The organism is Calothrix sp. FACHB-168 (assembly GCF_963889195.1).
Lineage (GTDB): Bacteria > Cyanobacteriota > Cyanobacteriia > Cyanobacteriales > Nostocaceae > Aulosira > Aulosira anomala_A.
In genome coordinates this window covers 12,233-30,983 of sequence record NZ_CAWPNJ010000024.1, presented here as the reverse complement: position 1 = coordinate 30,983, position 18,751 = coordinate 12,233, and the positions used below count along the sequence as shown (strand labels likewise).

Genomic DNA, 18,751 nt, shown 5'->3' with positions numbered 1-18,751 from the left:
TAGCATGAATTTATTGACCGAATTAAGTAGTTTAGGACTTACGCATTGTCAGATATTTTTCATGCTTTTTGTCAATGGTCAATAGTCCATAGTCCATAGTCCAAGAACCTGAATTTTGACCATTGACTTTTGACTTTTGACCACCCTTGTGAGGGTTTTTGTGTTCGGTGCGTAAGTCCTATAGTTGATAAACTAGTACAGGTCGGCGGAAATGAGCATACCATTGTAGTGCGAGCATCTTGCTCGCTGACAAACGCGAGCAAGATGCTCGCACTACTCTAGATTATCAAAATGAATTTATAAAATGGTATGGTTATTTACGCCATGCAGCACTAGCTTTATTGCAAGCGACGTTGAACTAGATTCAATACAAATCCTAATAAACATAAAGTTATAATCATGATTAAAACCGATATCCAGTTAAACCCCAGGCTAAATCCTGTTGCTGTATTTTGCCAACGCAGAATCCAGAAATTATTATTACCAATAATAAATGAAGGCACTTCTAACATTTTTAACAACGGGATCAGCAAAAAACTAGAAATCAGCAGCAACACCAAAATCATCAAGGTGAGATTTAACCAAAATTTGCCAGTAGAATGCAGGCGATTGTTATCGATGCGATTAAAAGGAAGCTGTTGACGAGTTACATCAGGAGGTGCATAAATTGCTATACCTTCTTTTCTATCTTCAACTCGAATTGATTGGGGACAGCGTAGTAATTGCACAGTCATCCATATATCACCAATTGCACCGCCTGTATTTAATGCAATCACCCAAATTAACCAAGTTGCTTGGGGAAAAATTGCTAATAGTAGCAAACATCCAATATCAATGATTACCAATGGTGCTAGAGCAATGATTATAAAAATATTACGGCGGAAACAATTTCCCGGTGAAGTTGCATAAGCTAAAGGCATGAAATATTTAACTTTAAACCCATAATGCGGTGAACCACCAAAAGTTGCAAATGCAATTCCATGTAATAATTCATGGACAATTATCGTGCCAAAAGTAATGATTAACCAACCTAAAAAGGAGATAATTCCTGTTCCCAATCCCCCGCCAGAACTATCTAGACGAAAAATTACAGTTTCTGCATGAATCATGGCATAATACCAACTGCTAGCGGCTGCTGCAAGGATGAGCAATAATGAACCTAAAGCAGTCCAAATTAGTGATATTTCTGGCGTGAGATGGAATATATAAATTGGTTGATGACGATTGGCGATATGCATAATCATTGCTATTTTCTAGCATTAGGTTCCAGACTAATAATTTATCGCTTCTGTTTCCTCCCTCTGGAGAGTTAGATTATTAGGTGATTTGGAGATAAATTCGCTACGAGACGAGCAAATATGAAAATTTATTTAGACAATTAAAGCTGTTGCCATAAATTATCGTAGTTGACGAATCAGGCTGTAAATAATCTGCCAGAATTACCCAAAATTCTCGATAAAATAGATGAGTCAGTGAGAATAATATCGCCTAAGTAGACTTAACAATCAATAAACCAGTGTACTTTTTGGGAGTAATGTGTGAGTTTATTTCGTAAGCCTTACAAGCAAACTGTACCCAAGAGTAGGCGCTGTCTCTTGATTCGTCGCTACTTGAGTAAAATGACTACTCTACTTTTCTGGTTCTGGTTCACAGTCAAAACAGAAATTCGACAAGTATCAAAGGCTAAGAAAAGCATCAGAAAACCCGTCTATTCTTTAGGGATGCTGGTATTAGTTGTACTCTGTCTTTCTAGTGGATTAGGCTACCGTTTTTATAATCAACCAAAATTGGATGTGGGGAAGATAGCGCCGCAAACCCTAATTGCACCCTATTCAGCCAGTGTTGAAGATGTAAAAACTACCGAGGAAAAACGCCGAGAAGCTCATAGCGGTGCTTCAGCAGTATGGGTGGTGGATAGAGAAGTAAACGAGGAAATTTATCAAAATCTCCAGGTTTTGTTGACACAAGGTAGGGAAATTCGCGCTCAATTGGGCAATTTTCCCTTTTATCAGACGGCAATATTATCCACTGCCACACAAACTTATCTGCGACAAGCACCACAACCCCAATGGCAGACATTATTACAAACCTTGGAGAAAAATAGCAATTTTACTAACTTAAATTCTGAGCAACAGCGAGCTGTTAGAGAATTGCGAACTTACCGTCAGTTTAACTCTCCCCAGGCTTTTACTCAACTATTAAAAGCGATCGCCTCGGCGCGTCAGAACTACAATCTCGCTTTAACTACCCTCAACCCAGAGGCGATATTTCCCCAAAACACGCGCAGCATCTACAATCAACCCCTAATCATTTACGATGAGAGTTTCTTAAATCTAGCTGATGCAGATTGGCAAAAAACACAAATCCAAGTCAGACAAACTTTAGAGCGAATGCTAGCACAGGGTATCTATCCCGGTATATCCCCAGATACTTTGAAATCTGCAATCGCAATGCAAGTAAGTGTTTCTATTCCCCAAACAGCACAACCTTTAGCTAATCGCTTGCTTTTGGCTGTGATTCAGGGCAATTTAGTCAAAGACATCGAACAAACCAAGCTAATTGCCGAACAAGCAGCAAAAGCAGTAAAACCGATAATCGTCAGCATTCCAAAAGGTGAAGTGATTGTTTCAGCTGGCACAACAATCACTCAAAGTAATTTTGTTCTATTAGATTACTTTCAGTTGAGTCAACGCAGTATCGATTGGCTGCGTCTGACACAGTTTACAGTCATTGTTGGGTTGGCGGTGGCTATTTTTCGCTGGGTAGAAATACGGTTTAAAGCTAAATTAAGACGTAAAGATTATATATTAATTATCCTATTAATTCTCAGTGCGCCGTTGCTGTTATTTTTGAGCAATTCCTTGACCGGCTTACCTGCTATCGGTCTTTTGGTGGGTAGCTTCTACGGTACAGCCATTGGTGGTACAGTCATGGGTTTACTGACAATTTTGCTCTCCATTGGTAGCGGCATGAGTTGGCATAATTTAATACCTAGTGCGGCTGGCGGCATTCTTGGCGGCTTCATGGCGGGACAATGGCGATTTCCCGGTAGAGAAGGATTGCGCACGCGAGAAGAATTAGCTACCTTGGGTATTTTAATTGCCTTAACCCAGGGAGTAGTTTATTTGTTAGTGAATACTGCGATCGCTCCCCTTTGGTATACTGTGTTAGGTACAGCCGCCCTCAAAAGTTTAGCAGGCTTAATTTGGAGTGTATTAGCACTAGGGTTAAGTCCTTACCTAGAAGCTTTATTTGATTTAGTCACACCCATTCGTTTAGCGGAATTATCCAATCCCAACCGACCTTTATTAAAACGCCTAGCCCATGAAGCCCCTGGCACTTTTCAGCATACATTGTTTGTTGCGACTTTAGCAGAAGCCGCCGCCAGAGCTTTAAATTGTAATGTAGAACTCGTGCGCGCTGGGGTTCTGTATCATGACATTGGTAAAATGCACGATCCTCTGGGATTTATTGAAAATCAAATGGGTAGCCCCAATAAACATGATGAAATTAATAACCCCTGGAAAAGTGCCGAAATTATTAAAAAGCATGTGAGTGAAGGTTTGGTAATGGCGCGTCAATATAAATTGCCTAGTGCCATTCGCGCCTTCATTCCCGAACACCAAGGTACAATTTTAATTGCCTATTTCTATCAACAAGCCAAGCAGCAACAGCAAGATAATCCGCAGCAAATATTGCAGGAATCAGATTTCCGCTATGATGGCCCCATTCCCCAGTCGCGAGAAACAGCAATTGCTATGTTAGCTGATGCTTGTGAAGCCGCTTTACGTGCGCAAAAAGATGCAACCCCAGAAGCCGCACTCGCAATGGTAAATAACATCCTCAAAGCACGTTGGCAAGATCGTCAATTAGTAGATTCAGGTTTAACTAGGCAAGAAATGTCACAAATTTCTCATGTTTTTGTCCAGGTTTGGCAGCAATTTCATCACCAACGCATCGCCTATCCTAAACTTTAGATATTTTTATTATTTATAATTGATTATGGTGTTAAAAATTTGTGGAATCCTCACCGAAAAAGTTGTCCCAACACCTACCTCACTGGCAACAGAAATTACTCCCTGATGGAGTTCCACACACTTTTTTACTACAGCCAAACCCAGCCCTGTACCCACAATTTTACCAACATTCTCTGCCCGATTAAAAGGCTCAAATAAATGCTGATTAAACTCGGCAGGAATGCCTATACCATAATCCTTAACTTGAAAAATTATGGCATCTGCTTCACAACTGAGAATTAACAAAATATCTGCGCCTTGAGGCGAGTATTTTATGGCATTAGACAGTAAATTGCAGAGAATTGAATAGAGCAAATTTTCATCTAATCGGGCATGAGTACAGTTACTCTCGGTAAAAAATTTAATCGGATGTTGTGGATGATTGCAAAACTGAATATCCTCAATTAGGTTCAGACAAAATGCTTCTAGATCTACAATTTCGGGATGAAATTCTAGTTTCCCCGCTTCTGCTCTAGTGAGAGTCAAAATATCTGTTAGCAATTGATTCATTGACCTAGCAGAAGACTGAATCCGATGCAGATTTTTGAGCTTCTTTTCTTCTGTCCACTGCTGATTGCTTTGAGCTAACAATTGTGCCGAGCCTAAAATAATACTTAAAGGTGTGCGAAATTCATGAGAAACCATCGAAAAAAAGCGCAGTTTCATCTCACTGAGTTCTTTTTCTTGGGCTAAAGTTCGTTGTAGGGCTTCCGCTGCCTGGCGCTTCACTAATTGTTGATAAAGCAAAGAATAAACAGCTAACAAAATAGCAAAACTCAGCACCGTACCCAGGAATTCAATCAACATCCGGTTGTGAATATTATGTTGCGAATGTTGCACCGAAATTTCTAGTAACTGTTCTTCTCTAGCTTGCAACTGAGTCAAAATTTGGCGAATTTCGTCACGACTTTGATTAATTTGATTAGCTTGTAGGGCAAATGTTGATTGATCTAATTTTTGATTTTCTAGTGATTCTCCGTAAAGTTCAACTCTTTGAGATATTAAAGTTTTTAACTGGATGAGTTGCTGCTGTTGAGATGAATCCTTAGCCAGTTGTTGTTGTAACTTCTCGACTTTCGCATTCAGGCTTTGCATCGACTGTTCATAACGTTTGAGTTCCGATTGCTCATTAAACAAAATATATCCCCTACGTCCAGCTTCCGCATCAGTCAAAGTAGCAAAAATATCAATCAAGTTCTTCATTGCTTCATGTGTATGTTTCACTTTATTACTACTGGCAATTAACTGAGTAGCATTTTGGTAAGAAATGAAGCTAACAATACCCATTAACAATAAAGATAAACCAAAACCAGAAGCAATCCATGTACCTTCTGGTGACCATTGCATCATCCGAAATTTTTTCATGGTCACAGCACGCAATACTCTCCCAACAATTTTACTAGCTGCAAACCCTAGTACCGCAGGGCGGAATTCAAAATTCGTCTTGGAAAGTTTGCCAGGTTGGGGGGAACCCCCTTCGGGTTCACCACTTTGCTTATGCCGGGAAACCCTTCCACTGCAAGTGCTTCACCGCACCCAACTTTCCGCAAAATTCAACAGGCTATTTTAGAATTAGCTATTTCCAGGTTGCTTAAATTGATCGAGGTTCAGGTAACTACCCGATTTCTACCCGATTTCTGCCCATTATCTCCACGAATGATTGTTAAGCTAAGAATTGAATTAACCTCTATAACACCATACCTTCTCCAAGCTGTTAACAATAACGAGTTTGGAGAATTTTAATTATTAGGGATAAAATCTGTTGTCCGAAGATTGTCGCAATTTATTTACTGTGATATTTGCAAAATTATTCTAATTGCCTAAAAATAAGAGCATAGCTCGATTAACAGCGAGTGAGCAATATTTAAAATTACAAATTAGCTATTCAGGAGAAAATTTCCTTCCCTAGCCCCTAGTCCCTAGCTCCTAGCCTCTATTTTCAAATTTAGTAATTGGAATTGCCATGTCTTCTTGGAAAACTATTGATAAAAAACGAACACAAATTCGGACTTTGCCTAAACTCAACTTTTGGCAAGAAGTTGGTAAAGTAACTGGGGGTACGCTCTTCTCCACTACTGTGTTATCAATCTCTGTGATTTCTGGAGGATTAGTTGGTTTAGCTCTGAGTTTCCAGGACTTACCAGATGTGAGACAATTACGCAACTTTTTTCCCTCAGAAACAACATATATTTATGATATTAAAGGTAAACTTTTAGCCCAGATACACGGAGAAGCTAATCGGGAAGTAGTAACTCTAAATAACATTTCTCCCCATTTAAAAAGAGCAGTATTAGCTAGTGAAGACAGCCACTTTTACGAGCATCGTGGTATTCATCCTCCTGGTATTGGACGAGCCGCCTTAGTTAATTGGACAGCTGGGGGCGTGCGCGAAGGTGGTTCGACAATCACTATGCAGTTAGTAAAAAATCTCTTTTTATCTCCACAACGTGCTGTGACGCGAAAAGTTGCGGAAGCAGTATTAGCAATTCGCTTAGAGCAAGTTTTGAGTAAAGATGAGATTTTAGAAATGTACCTCAATCAAGTTTATTGGGGTCACAATAACTATGGTATACAAACAGCCGCACGTACTTACTTTAACAAATCAGCAGCTTATTTAACCCTGGGTGAATCAGCAATGTTGGCTGGTTTAATTCAAGCGCCAGAAGAATATAGCCCCTTTGTGAATATGAAACTGGCAAAACAACAACAAAAAGAAGTTTTGGGGCGAATGTTGCAATTAAATTGGATTAGCCAACAAGAATATAATCTTGCTTTGAAAGAACCAATTAAATTAGGAAAAATTAGGTCTTTTCAAGGTAGCGCTTTACCTTATGTAACTAATACCGTATCCCATGAAATTGTCAAAAAATTTGGGCGAGAAGCACTGCTGAAAGGAGGAATGCGGATACAAACTACAGTAGATACCAATTTCCAAAAAATGGCAGAAACAACCATTCAAAAATGGCATCGTACCTTAAAAAATCGAGGCTTATATAACAATCAAATGGCCTTGGTGGCAATCGATCCTCGGACTCAGTTTATTAAGGCATTAGTGGGTGGTGTAGATGCCAAAAAGAGCGAATTTAACCGCGCTACTCAAGCACAACGTCAGCCAGGATCTGCTTTTAAACCTTTTGTATTTTATGCTGCTTTTGCTAGTGGTAAATTCACGCCTAATTCAACAATTCTAGATTCTCCTGTGAGTTATCGAGATGGTAGCGGTTGGTATTACCCGCGCAATTACGATAATAGTTTTATGGGCGCAATCTCAATTCGTACTGCCATGTCCCTGTCACGAAATATTCCCGCTATCAAGCTGGGCAAATCTGTAGGGATGAATAAAGTGATTGAAACTTGCCGGACTTTAGGAATTATGAGTCCCATGATTCCGGTGAGTTCTTTACCACTAGGGGCAATTGGGGTGACACCACTAGAAATGGCTAGTGCTTATGCTACTTTTGCTAATTATGGTTGGCAATCACCAGCGACGATTATTGTCCGCGTGACTGATAGTAGTGGTAATGTGTTGCTAGATAATACTCCTAAACCAAAACAAGTTCTTGATCCTTGGGCATCAGCTGCCACTTTAGATGTGATGCAGACGGTAATAAATCAAGGAACTGGTAAAAGCGCAGCTATCGGCCGTCCAGTTGCGGGAAAAACGGGTACAACTTCCTCAGAAAAGGATATTTGGTTTATTGGTACTGTACCGCAGTTAACAACCGCTATTTGGGTAGGAAGGGACGACAACCGACAATTAGCGCGTAGTGCTACCGGTGGCGGTACGGTGGCTCCTATCTGGCGTGATTTTATGCAGCAGGCGCTTGCAGGCGAACCAGTCGAAAGATTTCAGCCAACTTCTAAGTTTCCTCGCCCTAAAGCAAATTGAAAATCATAAACATTGTTCTTAGTGTTTTAATTTAGCAAGATTCTAGAAATGCGGATTTTGGTAGTCGAAGATGATGTGCAACTAGCAGAGATGCTTATGGAAGCTCTAACTGACCGTCAATATGTGGTAGATGTAGCCCAAGACGGTGAAGCAGCATGGGATTTTATTAAGGGGTTGGAATATGACTTAGTGGTATTAGATATTACCTTGCCTAAGTTAGATGGTGTCAGTTTTTGTCAACGTTTGCGATCGCATAATCGCAGTCTGCCTGTTTTAATGTTAACAGCACGCGATACCCTCGCTGACAAAGTTACCGGGCTAGATGCAGGTGCCGATGACTATATGGTCAAACCTTTTGAAATGCCAGAGCTAATGGCTCGGATTCGCGCCCTATTGCGCCGCAATCAAAGTGCTAGTTCTTTCTCAGACCTGAGTTGGGGCGATTTGCATTTAAATTCTAGCACTTATGAAGTCAACTATGCTACACACCCCTTACATCTAACACCAAAAGAATTTGCTTTGCTCGAACTCATGGTTTCTAGCGGTAGGCGGGTACTCAGTCGCACAGGAATTATTGAGCGTATTTGGTCACTTAATGATCCACCCAGCGAAGAAACAGTGAAATCTCATATTAAGAGTTTACGTAATAAACTCCGAGAAGCAGGCGCACCTGATGATTTGATTGAGACAGTTCATGGACTAGGATATCGCCTCAAACAGCTGTAAATAACTAACCGATTTCTCCCCGATATTTACCCGTAATCTCTACAACTAATTGTTAGACTTTCAGTAAGAATAACTCCTTTGGGAACACCATTATTTCTCCAAACAATTTTTACAATTGTGTTTGGAGATTTTAATTATTCATAAATATTTTTAATAAAAAATAGCAATCCTAGATGAGTTACAAACGGGAGCATCCCAAATGTGCAAAAACGCCCTCACCCTATAAGGGTGGGGCTAGAAATACGAAGCCTGCCTTGGCAGGCTTTGTTACTATAGCAATACCCTTCTAGGGTATTGCGTCAAAATTGGGATGCTCCCTTGTTCCTTTTGTTATTGCTATTACTTCGGGATAGGTAAAACCTTTTGTAAATTTTCTCCCAACATATATAGTTGGTTATAAGCTTGGGCGAGCCGTTCGCCATCGACAACAACCTCAGTTGTGGGGTAGTTTTGGATGATTTCAATTAATGAAACTTTGCTGTCTTGACTAGCAGATAAAACTATGGCTGAACGTAAAGCCTGTCGATTTGCTTGTCCTGAAGGCGTACCGACTGATTGACCAATTCTATCTAATAAAAATTCGCCTATGGGATTATTTAGTACTCGATCTAAAACAACAGGATTAGCATTTACCTCTTGCACTAAGATGTTACGTACTGTTTTTGGATCTTGACCTGTACGATTCAGGTAGAAATTTAAACTTTGGGAAACTTCCCCGGTTTTGGCAAATTGAGTTAATTCATCAACAGAGACAGAAGGACGAAAAATACCATATTTTAAGGTAACTTTCTCGGCAGCGATCGCACTGTTAGTGTAAAGTAGAGTCACCACAATTGCGAATATGTTAATTGTTTTCTGAACTCTGCCCATCTGCATCCTTGAATAACCAGTTTTCGCCATCAAAAAGCCTCTGCTAATTAGCAGCTTGATTTATTTTATGCGTAACGACTAATATGTCACAACTTCTTAACAGAGGCTATAGCTTTAGTAGGCTCTGCGAGTAAAAGTGTAGTACAGCCATAGACAAATAATGGCACCAATAACTGAGACAATCAAACCACCGATACTAAATCCTGCGGAGGTTAAGGCTAAAGTTCCCGTGGTTAACAAAGTATATATGCTACCACCAATAAACGCACCCACAATTCCTAACAGGATTGTGCTGATAATGTTACCCCCTTGTTGTCCGGGATAAATCATTTTGGCGATCGCACCTGCAATTAGTCCTAAAACGATCCAAGCAAGAATATTCATCAATTCTCTCCTTTAACACAATATTTCTTTGTCCGGCAATTTTTTTCAAAAAAGTACTAACTGTCTTTTTAGCTACCTACAGAATATGCTGCTATCAAGACAGCTAACACTATCTAAAGTAGGACTTACGCACCAAACATAAAAACCCTCGCAAGGGTGGTCAAAAGTCAAAAGTCAATGGTCAAAATTCAAGTTTTTGGACTATGGACTATTGACCATTGACAAAAAGTATGAAAAATATCTGACACTGCGTAAGTCCTATAAAGTAATAAAACCCACCGCAGCAAATTCAACCTACCAAAACTATTTGATTAAGCAATAAGATATATTTTTTTGCATAATCAAGTAGTCGTTTTCATTGTGACTCTAGGTATTGCTTGTTCAGGTGCATTTCCCTTGACAATCTGCTTAATTTGTACCTTAATTCCGTATTCTGGGCGGAGTGTAATTGAAGGTTGGGGTACAATGGGAAACCCTGGCACTAATTCAACTTGGAAACGTTGAGCAATGGTAGCTAATAATAAAGCTGCTTCCATTTGCGCAAAGCCTTTACCAATACATATCCGGGGGCCATCACCAAAAGGAAAATATACGCCTCTAGGTAGTTGCTTCTCAAATTCTTCTGTCCAGCGTTCTGGTTGAAAAACTTCGGGATCTGGGAAATATTTGGGATGGCGATGCATTACCCACTGACTAATCATAATTTTTGTCCCTTGGGCAATTTCATAGTCACCAATGGTAGTGTCTTCCGCCGCTTCCCTTCCTAACAAAGACACTGGCGGATATAACCGCATCGATTCTTTAATTACTTGCTGGGTGTAAGTTAAGCGAGATAAATCTTGAATAGTGGGTAAATTTCCTTGCAGAACTTCGTTTAACTCCGCCAACAGTTTAGCTTGCACTTCTGGGTGTTGCGATAACAACATCCATGTCCAGGATAAAGTATTAGCTGTAGTTTCATGACCTGCCAGCATTAAAGTTGCGACTTCATCACGCAGCAACTTATCGTCCATTTGTTCTTGAGTTTCCTCATCCCGCGCTTCCATGAGCATGGATAGCAAATCGTTGGTTTTTTCGCCACTCTGACGGCGATCGCTAATTAATTGATAAATAGCTGCATCCATTTCCGCGATCGCATGACGATAGCGAATATTTTCCGGCCTGGGAAACCATTCCCAAACTAAAAAATTCTGTCGTCGCTTGCTTTCAAACCAATGCATTGTCACATCTAAAGCATTAGCCACAACTTTGACTTCACCAGCATCCACATCAGTGTTAAAGATGCACTTCATGACAATCGCCAAAGTCAGCCGCATCATATCTGCATGGATATCGTGAACTTCGCCATCTTGCCAACTTTGCAACATGCGGTTGGTATAGTCTACCATTGTTTCCCCATATTCATTAATTCGCCTTTGGTGAAACACTGGTTGCGCTAGACGACGCTGCGATAACCAAGATTCTCCTTCTGCTGTTAATAACCCTTCACCTAGTAGAGTTTTTAATACCCGAAAGCCGCGACTTTTAATAAAAGTTTCGCGATTTTTGAGAACTTCTTCAATATATTCTGGATTAGTTAGTACACAAGAAGGTGTTAAACCTAAACGTAAAGGGACAATATCACCATAATCGCGACAACGAGTCAAAAAACCTAATGGATCTTCTCCGAGTTCTACTAAATGCCCGACAATTGAGTTAATTGGTGGTGCGGGTAATTCAAAAATATCTTGCGCCATCTAGAGATTCTCCACGCTAATCTGTCTTTTTGCAGATTAATCGACTCATAAATATAATTCCTCATCAAAAGGAGTGATTTCTGGCTGTAAATACAGAATCTTAGGGAGTATATTTGAGAAATAAATGTAGTAGGGCGGCAAGCTGAAAATGTTGGGTTTAAAAGCATCTTCCTGTAAATAGACCACGCTGTAGGGGCACGGCACCGACAATCTTTTGGTACATACAATAATTTTACTAGTGCCGTGCCCCTACGACAGATGTGGTTTAAATAGGTGAAAACTGCTGTAAAAGCAAAGCTGTTTGTCGCTAGTAGCCAATGTGCATTTTATCCCTGTGTTAGGAGTCGAGTAAAAATAAGTTGAACAATTTAATATTTGTAGTGTGGGCAGCGTTCGACTGAGCGCTCACGCCGAAGTTTTGCCCGCGCGAGCAAGATGCTCGCACTACTTATTTTTACTTGATGCCTTAGCATTGTGCAGCAAAGAGAAGCTTCAAAAAGTTATCGTGTTTGCTGTGCTATTTGCTGTACTTGTACAACATCTAAATCTAAAGCCTGTGCTATTTGTTTGATTTCAACCGAAGCGAATTGATAGATATTTCGGTATATATCCCAATTGGCAATGCTATAATTAGCGGTAAATAAATCTTGTCTTTAATAGGAGTATTAAAATGAGCAATTTACCCGTAAAAACGTTATTAAAAGAAATTGATAATTTAACCAGAGAAGAAAAGATACAATTAATCCATTATTTGACTAAACAAATAGAAAAGGAAGACCTCAAAACTGAATCAGAAAATTTAGTTGAATTATTCCAAAATTCTCCTCTAGTTGGTGTGGATATAGATTTAGAACGTCAAAGAGAACTTGACAACCGCCAACTATAATTATGAATTATATTTTAGATACAAATATTATTTCTGAATTGATATCTACCCAGCCTAATCAAAAGGTAATCGGGTGGCTGAAAGGTTTAGATGCCCAACGAACTTTTTTAAGTGTAATCACCATTGGCGAAATTAGAAAGGGAATCGAAAAGCTACCTGAATCATTACGAAAAAAGAATATTCAAGATTGGTTTGAGAATGAATTACTTGTGCAGTTCGAGGAGAGAATTTTACCTTTAGATTTATCTGTAATATTGTTATGGGGTGAGTTGGTAGGAGAATTAGAGAAAAAGGGGCGAAAGTTACCTCCTTTAGATTCTCTTATTGCTGCTACAACAAAATATTACAACTATACTTTAGTTACTCGTAATGAAAAAGATTTTGATGGGATAGAGATTGTGGTTTTTAATCCTTTTGAAGAAACATAAAATTAAAACATTGTCAATTGCTAATCGCTACATCGTGCAGGATTCAACAAAATAAATCGGGTTTGCTTCGTCTTGGATGGGGAGAAATACACCATCAATTCTCAAGGCTGTTTGTTTGATTTCAACTGAGGCGAATTGATAGATATTGGCAGTTTCGGGAGGGTTGCCAATTAGTTCAAAGAAGATAGCAGAGAGTTCTTGAAATAGGCGATAAAATATGCTGTCGGTTTTCACGCAGAGGTTTTAGCAAAGTTTTGACTGTAGTGATTTTACCATGATGATATCTATTACTAAGGATTAGCGAAATTTGTTATTTAAAATCCCTTGGAACGAGCCAGATAATCTTGATTAATTCCTAATTACGAAAATTTTAACCCTTTGCAAATAATATTGCTGACTTGGTGAACCAGTTAGTAATCTGGTTATTGCTCAAGTTTTTGAATACGGTTGAGAGCATCTTGATAATCACTATCTTTTCCTTGTTGCTTATACAAATTAGCAGCTTGACGGAAATCTTCAATTGCTGCTTGTTTATCTCCTAAACCAGAGCGAGTATTACCCCGGTTGTAGTAAGCATCTGCATAGTTAGGATTAATTCTGATAGCAGAGTTATAATCTTCAATTGCTGCTTGTTTATCGCCTAAATCAGAGCGAACAACACCCCGGTTGTAGTAAGCTAAGGCATAGTTAGGATTAATTTTGATAGCAGAGTTATAATCTTCAATTGCTGCTTGTTTATTTCCTAAAGCAGAGCGAACAACACCCCGGTTGTAGTAAGCTAAGGCATAGTTAGGATTAATTTTGATAGCTTGATTGTAATCTTCAATTGCTGCTTGTTTATTTCCTAAATCATCGCGAGCATTACCCCGGTTGTTGTAAGCTAAGGCATAGTTAGGATTAATTTTGATAGCTTGATTGTAATCTTCAATTGCTGTTTGTTTATTTCCTAAATCAGAGCGAGCATTACCCCGGTTGTAGTAGGCTTCTGCAAAGTTAGAATTAAGTTTTATAGCAGAGTTGTAATCTTCAATTGCTGCTTGTTTTTCTCCTAAATCAGCGCGATATACACCTCGCTTGTTGTAAGCTTCTGCATAGTTAGGATTAAGTTTGATAGCTTGATTGTAATCTTCAATTGCTGCTTGTTTATTTCCTAAATCATAACGAGCATTACCCCGGTTGTAGTAAGCTAAGGCATAGTTAGAATTAAGTTTGATAGCTTGATTGTAATCTTCAATTGCTGCTTGCTTATTTCCTAAATCTGCGCGAGCAACACCCCGGTTGCTGTAAGCTAAGGCATAGTTAGGATTAAGTTTGATGGCTTGATTGTAATCTTCAATTGCTGCTTGCTTATTTCCTAAATTAGAGCGAGCATTACCCCGGTTGATATAGGCTTTGAAATCATTTGAGTTGAGACTAATTGCTTCAGTATATGCGGCGATCGCTCCCTGATAATCTTTTAATAAAAGACGTACTACGCCTTGACTACGTTTGGCATCACCTTGATTTCCTTGGGCAACAAATAACTCTGAAGCTTGACGGAAGTAGTCTATAGCTTTCTGGTTATCTTCTTCTAACAGCCCCTGCTGATAGTAGGCTTCTGCATACTTAGAATTAAGTTTGATAGCTTGGTTGTAATCCTCTATTGCCTTTTGCTTTTCTCCTAAATTATAGTAAGCATTACCACGATTGTAGTAACTTTTTGCATAGTTAGGATTAAGTTTGATAGCTTGATTGTAATCTTCAATAGCACCGCGAAAATCTTGATTATTGTATTTTTCTATCCCTTGATTGTTGTAAGTTTCAATAGTATTTGTTTTTGCTTGCAATGAATAAAACGTGCCGACACCAATTAATATTAATAATGGCAAGACAATCAGGTGTTTAGGGATAGGCTTTTTCAGACTGCTAGAGGTGGGTGGTTGAGTTTGTTGTGCTGGAGGCTTAACAGGCTGAGTTGCTGGTAGTGGCTGTGAATTTAACGCTTGTAAAACTTCCTCAGCCAACTGATAACGCTGCTGGTGTTCTTCTTGCAACAATTTATCCAGGATTCGCCCTAATTCTTGACTGACTGGTTGCTGTAAATGCTGTCTCCAACTTACAACCCAACTATAACCTTGTCGTTTCCACAATTCCCAAGGATGAATTCCACTCAACATGTGAAAGCAAGTTGCACCAACACTATATAAATCGCTAGCTGGGTAAGCTTCTCCTCCCTGCATTTGTTCCAGTGGTGCATAACCAAACGAACCAATGGTTGTTCCTGGTTGAGTCATTACCGTTGCTGTCAGTTGCTTGGATGCACCAAAATCAATGAGTACTAATTTCCCATCAGTTTGACGAATGATATTCTCTGGTTTGATATCCCGGTGAATAACTTTCTGTTGATGAACTGTTTTGAGAATATCTAATAAATCTAGTAATAATTTTCTGACTTTTTTCTCGTTGAAATTTTCCTGCTGTTTTAATTCATCTAATAAATTTTGTCCATCGATAAACTCCTGCACCAAATACAGGCGGTTATCTTCATTAAAATACGCTAATAGTGTGGGAATTTGGGAATGTTTCCCTAGTTGTTGTAATCGCTTTGCTTCTTGTTCAAATAATTCTGTGGCTTTATTAAATGCTGCTGTCCCCTGGACTTGCGGTGCAAATTGCTTGATAACACAATGCTCATTCAGCTTATCAATATCTTCTGCCAAATAAGTTTTACCAAATCCCCCACCACCTAATGATTTAATCGGGCGATAGCGATTTCTTAACACTATTAAGGGAACGCCGCAGTTTAAGCAAAAGTTTACGCCATTGGGATGGGATGGGTTGTGGCAAGCTGAATTTAGGCAGCAGGTCATAACTTGGGCATCTGTGGAGAAATGTATTTATTATCGCTCAACCACAATCTATTTCTAGTAAAATCCGCAAAATTTTAGATAAACTTAGTTTTTGTCATAATCTGGGATTCTAAGCAGTAAACTTTAAGGGCTGATTATATCTGTGTCAAGTTTAAATGTAGGGTGTGTTGTCTCACGGAGTAAACGCACCGAGATGCAATTAACAATTGAATCTTCTTTAGCAGATGCTTAACCTTTACCGGAGCCTAAAACACTATAAAAGGCATTTAATATGGCATAAGGAACTTACAAATAAAAAATACCCCAATTGTAGGGGCACGGCATTGATTAAATCTCTGTTTTACCGAAAGTCTATGGAAGCCGTGCCCCTACTTGTCGGATAATTTATTTTCAGGAATTCTCTAAAATGAATCGCTAAGGTTCGCGCCGCAAGTACTGTATCACTAAGTAATTACAAAAAAATGTGCGATCGCATTCTTTACTGGGCATTCTATACTTAGCATCTATCGCTACTCAACCATAGAAATACATCAGTAATACTACGATGGCATATCAAAACATTACAGGCTCTCTTTCACCCCAAGATATCCAAGAAATTAAAGCTGCACTACAGGCTATTCAAAAAAAGCTACCATTTTTAGTTACTCTCAGCAATGAAGAACGGCGTAGGTTGTTAAAAATGGGTGATAAAAGTCTCGCCTTTGTTAATAATAGCGTTACGGCTGCTCAGTCGAACCGTGATATTCTTCCAGCCAGTTTTGATGTTGAGGAACTTATTCAAGATTATCAATTAGCCACTGCACTCACGGAAGTTTTAACTTCTATGCGCCAAATTACTGAACAAGTAGATGATACTCTACTAGCAGTCGGTAGTGAAGCTATGAGTAGCAGTTTGACAGTTTATGATTATGTGAAAACAGCCGCGAAAAAGACTCCAGGTTTAAAAACTGTGGCTCAACAATTAGGCGAACGCTTCAAAGCTATCAAAGGTAGATCGCCTAAAGTGACATCTAGTTAGTAATTATAGGGTTTTCCGTAGGGACACGGCAATGCCGTGTCCTACACCTCGCGATATGGAACTTACAAACAATAAATTACCCAAATTCTGTAGTGCGAGCATCTTGCTCGCTTTTGAACACCAGCGAGCGTCTAGCTCGCACTACAAATTGATTGGGTATTTAAAAAATTGGATGTCCCTATGTGTTTTGCTACAATCAAACCTCGTTAATGAAGTTCGGAAGTTGTTTAATGAGGTTCGGAAGCTCGTTAATGAGGTTCGGAAGTTGTTTAATGAGGCTCGGAAGCTCGTTAATGAGGCTCAGAAGTTGTTTAATGAGGCTCGAAAGCTCATTAATGAGGCTCGGAAGCTCGTTAATGAGGCTCGAAAGCTCATTAATGAGGCTCGGAAGCTCGTTAATGAGGTTCAGAAGCTCGTTAATGAGGCTCAGAAGTTCTTTAATGAGGTTCAGAAGTTCTTTAATGAGGTTCAGAAGTTCTTTAATGAGGTTCAGAAGCTCGTTAAGCAATCAAAGGGTGAGTTGAATGTGGCGATAAATGCGATCGCTTATCCATGAGCATTATATTTTAATGAACCGCCAAGTGCGCCAAGTGCGCCAAGGAAGATTAGTAGAGAGTCTTTGGTGTATGCTGTGCATATATGCGTTGCGATGCGAGTTAAAATATAAGTCTGGACAACTCAATTGTGGGAAAAAGTATGCATATTTACAGACAGTAAATCCTAAGAGAAAATTAAGAAATTAAGTTTTTCCCCTAGCAAAATAATAAAATAAGAAAGGTAACTGGGAATACAGATATGCCATAGGTTGCCCTACTTACTTTAAATTAATTAGCGTTTGAGTACAGCTTAATATATCGCAAAATAAGCTTGATAAATGATTGCGAAGTATTACAGGCTGGGGGTTTGGTGATGAGTACAGGAATGCTGAACCCCCTACCTCATAAATACTAGTACCCCTAACAAAAAAAGCCAGTACCCCTACCCCCAGGTAAATTTTAAATTGCGCTGTCATGGGGGTTACAGGGTTTGAGTACAAGTATAATCAATCCAATAAATTCAATGGGCATCGGCTAAACTGTCCTATTTGAAGCTGCCTGATATAAGCAGAAAAATAGCACATGGCTTTTTCAACCAGAAAGTACCGATGCAACAGTCATTAAATAGTATCAGAAATCCCAAAACTGCTACCAAGCCGGATTCTGCAAATACCTCTTTGCTGAAAAATCTACTCTCTGGCGATTTGTTTGAGCCATTATTGAGTGATTTCCGTATTATCTTTGAGCGCGATCCCGCAGCGCGTAATTGGCTAGAGGTAGTCTTTTGCTACCCTGGATTACACGCAATCTGCTTGCATCGTCTAGCTCACTGGTTACACCGTCGCCGGGTAGTTTTCATTCCCCGCTTGATTTCCCATCTGGGAAGGTTTTTCACGGGTATTGAAATTCATCCTGGTGCAGAAATTGGCAAAGGTGTATTTATCGATCACGGTATGGGTGTAGTCATTGGCGAAACTGCGATTGTTGGTGACTATACGCTAATTTATCAAGGTGCAACTCTGGGTGGAACCGGCAAGGAAAGCGGTAAACGCCATCCCACTATCGGCGCAAATGTGGTTATCGGAGCCGGAGCCAAGGTTTTAGGTAATATTGAAATTGGCGATCGCGTTCGGGTTGGCGCTCTTTCAGTTGTTTTGCGCGATGTCCCTTCCGATTCTACTGTAGTTGGGATTCCAGGGCGGGTTATTTCTCGCAAACAAGGCGAACCCCTAGAACATGGTAAACTCCCCGATGTCGAAGCCAGCGTCATGCGTTCCTTGCTTTCCCGCATCGAGCAACTAGAACAACAACTGCAAGAATTAAAACTCAAAAGTCCAGAGTCAAAAGTCCAGAGTCAACAGTCAACAGTCCAAAGTCAAAAGTAGAGATTTTCTTAACTATTGACCATTGACC

Annotated in this window: 15 protein-coding genes and 1 pseudogene; 9 read left to right on the top strand and 7 right to left on the bottom strand. The window is 39.6% G+C overall.

Features of this window, described 5'->3' with window-relative positions; translation table 11 throughout:
- Positions 1–239: 239 nt before the first annotated feature.
- Positions 240–362 (top strand): hypothetical protein, encoded by a 123-nt coding sequence (locus AACW45_RS15245; RefSeq protein ID WP_277880400.1) that lies wholly within the window; start codon positions 240–242, stop codon positions 360–362.
- Here AACW45_RS15245 and AACW45_RS15240 read toward each other — a convergent pair.
- A complete protein-coding gene (locus tag AACW45_RS15240; RefSeq protein ID WP_242045563.1) occupies positions 339–1,244 on the bottom strand; it encodes a DUF3267 domain-containing protein in 906 nt (301 codons plus the stop codon). The two genes, AACW45_RS15245 and AACW45_RS15240, sit on opposite strands and share 24 nt — an antisense overlap.
- Positions 1,245–1,619: 375 nt before the next feature.
- Here AACW45_RS15240 and AACW45_RS15235 point away from each other — a divergent pair, with 375 nt between their 5' ends.
- Positions 1,620–3,977, top strand: a complete 2,358-nt coding sequence (locus AACW45_RS15235; RefSeq protein WP_242045562.1) for an HD family phosphohydrolase — start codon at positions 1,620–1,622, stop codon at positions 3,975–3,977.
- Between the two features lie 9 nt (positions 3,978–3,986).
- Here AACW45_RS15235 and AACW45_RS15230 read toward each other — a convergent pair whose 3' ends face one another.
- The gene (locus tag AACW45_RS15230; RefSeq protein ID WP_190633466.1) at positions 3,987–5,363 is read right to left on the bottom strand and encodes a sensor histidine kinase; all 1,377 of its coding nucleotides are present in this window, start codon (positions 5,361–5,363) and stop codon (positions 3,987–3,989) included.
- Positions 5,364–5,979: 616 nt separating this feature from the next.
- Between AACW45_RS15230 and AACW45_RS15225 the strand changes: the two genes are divergently transcribed.
- Entirely contained in the window at positions 5,980–7,905 is a 1,926-nt protein-coding gene (locus AACW45_RS15225; RefSeq protein ID WP_190633395.1) for a transglycosylase domain-containing protein, read from the top strand.
- A 48-nt stretch (positions 7,906–7,953) separates the two neighbouring features.
- Complete coding sequence (locus AACW45_RS15220; protein WP_190543448.1) at positions 7,954–8,631, top strand: response regulator transcription factor; 678 nt, start codon at positions 7,954–7,956, stop codon at positions 8,629–8,631.
- Between the two features lie 339 nt (positions 8,632–8,970).
- On the opposite strand, the gene AACW45_RS15215 is transcribed toward AACW45_RS15220, so the two are convergent.
- From AACW45_RS15215 to AACW45_RS15205, 3 genes are all read right to left on the bottom strand, one after another.
- Positions 8,971–9,459 carry an alpha/beta hydrolase gene (locus tag AACW45_RS15215; RefSeq protein WP_313933780.1) on the bottom strand — a complete coding sequence of 163 codons (489 nt, stop codon included), beginning with the start codon at positions 9,457–9,459 and terminating at the stop codon, positions 8,971–8,973.
- A 156-nt stretch (positions 9,460–9,615) separates the two neighbouring features.
- Entirely contained in the window at positions 9,616–9,885 is a 270-nt protein-coding gene (locus AACW45_RS15210) for a GlsB/YeaQ/YmgE family stress response membrane protein (protein ID WP_190543445.1), read from the bottom strand.
- A gap of 341 nt (positions 9,886–10,226) precedes the next feature.
- Positions 10,227–11,621 (bottom strand): cytochrome P450, encoded by a 1,395-nt coding sequence (locus AACW45_RS15205; RefSeq protein ID WP_190633394.1) that lies wholly within the window; start codon positions 11,619–11,621, stop codon positions 10,227–10,229.
- 670 nt (positions 11,622–12,291) lie between these two features.
- On the opposite strand from AACW45_RS15205, the gene AACW45_RS15200 reads away from it, so the two are divergent.
- Positions 12,292–12,507: a hypothetical protein gene (locus AACW45_RS15200; protein ID WP_190633393.1), complete on the top strand. Its 216-nt coding sequence runs from the start codon at positions 12,292–12,294 to the stop codon at positions 12,505–12,507.
- 2 nt (positions 12,508–12,509) lie between these two features.
- Entirely contained in the window at positions 12,510–12,935 is a 426-nt protein-coding gene (locus tag AACW45_RS15195; protein WP_190633392.1) for a type II toxin-antitoxin system VapC family toxin, read from the top strand.
- A 42-nt stretch (positions 12,936–12,977) separates the two neighbouring features.
- Here AACW45_RS15195 and AACW45_RS15190 read toward each other — a convergent pair.
- Positions 12,978–13,169, bottom strand: a pseudogene (locus tag AACW45_RS15190) (DUF2887 domain-containing protein); the annotation flags it as partial.
- Positions 13,170–13,357: 188 nt separating this feature from the next.
- On the bottom strand, positions 13,358–15,784 hold the full coding sequence (locus AACW45_RS15185) for a tetratricopeptide repeat protein (protein WP_242045561.1): 2,427 nt from the start codon (positions 15,782–15,784) through the stop codon (positions 13,358–13,360).
- A 544-nt stretch (positions 15,785–16,328) separates the two neighbouring features.
- On the opposite strand from AACW45_RS15185, the gene AACW45_RS15180 reads away from it, so the two are divergent.
- The 3 genes from AACW45_RS15180 (at position 16,329) to cysE (ending at position 18,723) form a co-directional block, all read left to right on the top strand.
- On the top strand, positions 16,329–16,802 hold the full coding sequence (locus AACW45_RS15180) for a hypothetical protein (RefSeq protein ID WP_190633391.1): 474 nt from the start codon (positions 16,329–16,331) through the stop codon (positions 16,800–16,802).
- Between the two features lie 265 nt (positions 16,803–17,067).
- Positions 17,068–17,358, top strand: coding sequence for a hypothetical protein (locus tag AACW45_RS15175; protein ID WP_190633390.1), 291 nt, complete (start codon positions 17,068–17,070; stop codon positions 17,356–17,358).
- Positions 17,359–17,946: 588 nt separating this feature from the next.
- A complete protein-coding gene (cysE, locus tag AACW45_RS15170; RefSeq protein WP_190633389.1) occupies positions 17,947–18,723 on the top strand; it encodes a serine O-acetyltransferase in 777 nt (258 codons plus the stop codon).
- Positions 18,724–18,751: the final 28 nt, after the last annotated feature.

Coding starts and splice junctions, on each gene's coding strand:
- AACW45_RS15240 (WP_242045563.1), bottom strand. CDS start 1,244: ATGATTATGCATATCGCCAATCGTCATCAACCAATTTATATATTCCAT.
- AACW45_RS15235 (WP_242045562.1), top strand. CDS start 1,620: ATGACTACTCTACTTTTCTGGTTCTGGTTCACAGTCAAAACAGAAATT.
- AACW45_RS15230 (WP_190633466.1), bottom strand. CDS start 5,363: ATGCAATGGTCACCAGAAGGTACATGGATTGCTTCTGGTTTTGGTTTA.
- AACW45_RS15225 (WP_190633395.1), top strand. CDS start 5,980: ATGTCTTCTTGGAAAACTATTGATAAAAAACGAACACAAATTCGGACT.
- AACW45_RS15220 (WP_190543448.1), top strand. CDS start 7,954: ATGCGGATTTTGGTAGTCGAAGATGATGTGCAACTAGCAGAGATGCTT.
- AACW45_RS15210 (WP_190543445.1), bottom strand. CDS start 9,885: ATGAATATTCTTGCTTGGATCGTTTTAGGACTAATTGCAGGTGCGATC.
- AACW45_RS15205 (WP_190633394.1), bottom strand. CDS start 11,621: ATGGCGCAAGATATTTTTGAATTACCCGCACCACCAATTAACTCAATT.
- AACW45_RS15200 (WP_190633393.1), top strand. CDS start 12,292: ATGAGCAATTTACCCGTAAAAACGTTATTAAAAGAAATTGATAATTTA.
- AACW45_RS15195 (WP_190633392.1), top strand. CDS start 12,510: ATGAATTATATTTTAGATACAAATATTATTTCTGAATTGATATCTACC.
- AACW45_RS15185 (WP_242045561.1), bottom strand. CDS start 15,784: ATGACCTGCTGCCTAAATTCAGCTTGCCACAACCCATCCCATCCCAAT.
- AACW45_RS15180 (WP_190633391.1), top strand. CDS start 16,329: ATGGCATATCAAAACATTACAGGCTCTCTTTCACCCCAAGATATCCAA.
- cysE (WP_190633389.1), top strand. CDS start 17,947: ATGCAACAGTCATTAAATAGTATCAGAAATCCCAAAACTGCTACCAAG.